3 protein-coding genes are annotated in these 3,197 nt (G+C 44.9%); 2 read left to right on the top strand and 1 reads right to left on the bottom strand.

What is annotated here, in order from left to right; translation table 11 throughout:
* A partial coding sequence (locus A3738_RS12445) for an RsmD family RNA methyltransferase (RefSeq protein ID WP_197473834.1) occupies positions 1-324 on the top strand: 324 nt, incomplete at its 5' end.
* Here A3738_RS12445 and A3738_RS12440 read toward each other — a convergent pair.
* Positions 321-2,282 (bottom strand): hydantoinase/oxoprolinase family protein, encoded by a 1,962-nt coding sequence (locus A3738_RS12440; protein WP_197472275.1) that lies wholly within the window; start codon positions 2,280-2,282, stop codon positions 321-323. The genes A3738_RS12445 and A3738_RS12440 overlap by 4 nt on opposite strands.
* Positions 2,283-2,313: 31 nt before the next feature.
* Between A3738_RS12440 and mutM the strand changes: the two genes are divergently transcribed.
* Positions 2,314-3,120 (top strand): bifunctional DNA-formamidopyrimidine glycosylase/DNA-(apurinic or apyrimidinic site) lyase, encoded by an 807-nt coding sequence (mutM, locus tag A3738_RS12435; RefSeq protein ID WP_068482933.1) that lies wholly within the window; start codon positions 2,314-2,316, stop codon positions 3,118-3,120.
* Positions 3,121-3,197 lie beyond the last annotated feature (77 nt).

Raw genomic sequence — 3,197 nt, 5'->3', positions numbered from 1 at the left:
ACACAAGCATTTCGCTACCTAGAACAAAACAAAGCGCTGTTAAATGTGCCGGCATCAGTGAGTCATGTCGATGCCCTCAGTTTTCTTCAAAGCTATTCTGGAGAGCCTTTAGATATCGTATTGATTGACCCGCCGTTCAGAAAAGATTTAGTTAATCAGGTTCTAGCGCTTCTTGATAACCGGCAAGTCTTAGCGCCAGAGGGGCTTGTTTACATCGAAACAGAGGCGGAATTGTCACAGCTAGACATTCCTAGCGTATGGCAAGAGCTGAAATCCAAAAAGGCAGGTCAGGTTATCTCTAGGCTTTACGAAATCAAATCTTAAGGCCTCGATAGCAGTAAATTTCCAAACCTATCTAATTCACATTGCCAGGCTTTTGGTATCCAGGTGGTCGATATTTTTTCTGTGATAATAGCTGGACCAGTCACTATATCGCCCAGTTGAATATGATCTCGTTCGATCACTGCGATTTCATTGTTTAGCAATGATGTTGAAGAAGAACTTGTATGCATTGGTTTCGATAAAGAATTAATTGCTGGAACACCTTCGATACTCAACTTCAGATTAACGAGCTCGATTTTTTTATTTAAACGATGACCGAAGCGTTGTTCATGTGCGGCTTCAAACTCCTCGACAGAGCGCTCAGAGTAAGGTACCTCAATCGTGTAGCTTTGCCCCAAGTATCTTAAATCTAGGTGTTGTTTAATCTTCCCTGTTTGCGCAAGCTCTGGGCTGTCTTCAGCTATCTCCGCTTTCATTTTGTCAAATAAGTCAGCAAGTGTTTCTTTGCTAACGTCTTGATAAGGGTGAATGTAGGAGTGTGTTGCATTACGCATAGGCGCTGCGGTGAGCATGCCGAACGCAGACAAGACGCCAGAATTGCGTGGGATAATAGCGCGTTTGATATTGAGTTTTTCTGCAAGAGAGCAAACATGCATCCCGCCTGCGCCACCAAAGCAACATAAACTGAAGTCTTTAGGCGAATGCCCTTGTTTGACTGAGATATTATGCAGCGCTGCTGACATTTGTTGTTCTGCAAGTTGAACGATGCCTTGCGCCGTTTCTTCAATGCTCAAAGATAGTTGTTGCGCTAGTTTTTCGATTGCTTGTATTGCTTTATCGAAGTCTAAGCTTAATGAACCACCCAGTTTGGCAGATCTAGGGATGTGACCAAGAATCAAGTTAGCATCCGTCACGGTTGCCCTATCTCCGTCTTGGCCATAGCAGGCCGGCCCTGGATTAGAACCTGCAGATTCAGGCCCAACATGTAGCATGCCCGCTTCATCTATCCAGGCAATAGAGCCGCCGCCTGCCCCGATAGTATCCATATCTAGCATAGGGATAGCTACTGGCCAGTCAGCGATGGAGTTTTCGCTGCTTAACAAGAAATCTCCATCCATTAAACTCACATCGGTGCTTGTGCCTCCCATATCAAAGCTGAGTATTTTCGTTTGATTGAGTGACTTTCCGAGTAATCGGACGGCTGATAGCCCCCCAGCAGGTCCAGAGAGAAGAAGATTAACGGCGCGTTTTTTGGCCTCATCCAGTGTCAGTAGGCCGCCAGACGATTGCATGATTTGAACATGATTGTTCTTGAGTTTGTCTTGAAGCATGCTCAGGTAGTTATTGACCTTTGGGCCCAATGACGCGTTAAGCCATGTAGCGATGCCGCGTTCATATTCTTTATAAACCGGCAATACAAAAGACGAACGGGAGACGAAAAAGTCTTTGTTCAAGGCGCTCTCAATGCGTTGTTCTTCCTCACTATTCAAAAACGAGAATAAAAGGTTGATAGCGATCGCTTCGGCACCGCTCTCTTTTACATCTTCAACTAGCTGAGAGATCGCTTCATCACTTAAGGGAGTAATGATGTTGCCTTGTGCATCGCGTCGACAGTCAACTTCGAAGCATAATTCTGGCGGTACTGGCGGGTCAGTTTTGACCGGTTTTAGATTGTATAGTTCTTTGCGATTTTGACGGCCAATGCTGAGTACATCTTTGAAGCCTTTGTTGGCGATGTAAGCGGTGCGTGCGCCTTTACCTTCTAGCGCGGCATTTGTCGCAACTGTACTGCCATGAATAATGTTCAGGGAACCAGATAGCAAGTCATCTTCAAGACCGAGTTCCAGGATGCCTTGAATAATCGCTTTCGCCGGATTGCTTGACGTAGAGAGAACTTTATGTGTTTGCATCTGGTCTGACTCAATCAGAACAAAGTCGGTGAATGTGCCACCAGCATCAACGCCCAAGTGTTTGATTTGCTTACCCTGCTTCGTAGACAATGATCAACCTTTCAATCTGAGTGAATAAATAGTGCCTGAACTACCAGAAGTAGAAACAACGCGACGCGGTATTTTGCCTTACAGCGAAGGGAAAGTCCTGCAAGGTATGACAATTCGTAATAGCCGATTACGCTGGCCTGTCTCTACGGAGTTAGAAATTTGGTCGCCTAATCTCGTAAAAAGCGTGACTCGACGCGGCAAGTATATTGTCATGAGTTTTGATCAAGGAAGTATCTTAATTCATTTGGGAATGTCAGGGAGTTTGCGGGTTGTGTCTGCAGATACTGAAGTACAGAAGCATGATCATGTGGATTTTTGCTTTGCAGATCATGTATTGCGTTTTAACGATCCTAGACGCTTTGGCTCTATTTTGTGGACAGAGGATTGGAGTAAGCATGAGTTAATCAACAAGTTAGGACCAGAGCCTTTGTCGGATGCGTTCGATGTTGATTACCTGCATCAAAAATCAAAGAGTCGATCTATTGCTGTGAAGCAATTCATTATGGATAGCCATGTCGTTGTAGGGGTTGGAAATATATACGCTAATGAGGCTTTGTTTCTGTCAGGCATTCACCCTTCACGTGCCGCAGGGCGAATTTCAAAAAAGCGTTATGCTGAATTGCTTAAAAATATAAAGCTTGTATTGAGTCGAGCGATTGAGCAAGGCGGGACAACCTTGCGGGATTTCGTCGGTGGGGATGGCAAGCCGGGCTACTTTCAGCAGCAGTTGTTCGTATATGGTCGCCAAGGTGAGCCGTGTAAAAACTGTGGTGAGACCCTTAAAGAAATCAGGCACTCGGGTAGAAGCACGGTATTTTGTTCAGTGTGTCAAAAGTGATCACAAGAAATAAGGTAATCGGGATGAAACATTAGACAGTGAGCAAACAGCAGCTATAGTTAAATCATTCACTTAAC

Source organism: Oleiphilus sp. HI0066 (genome assembly GCF_001635725.1).
The sequence above is the reverse complement of the archived record's forward strand: the minus strand, read 5'-3'. Positions and strand labels throughout refer to the sequence as shown.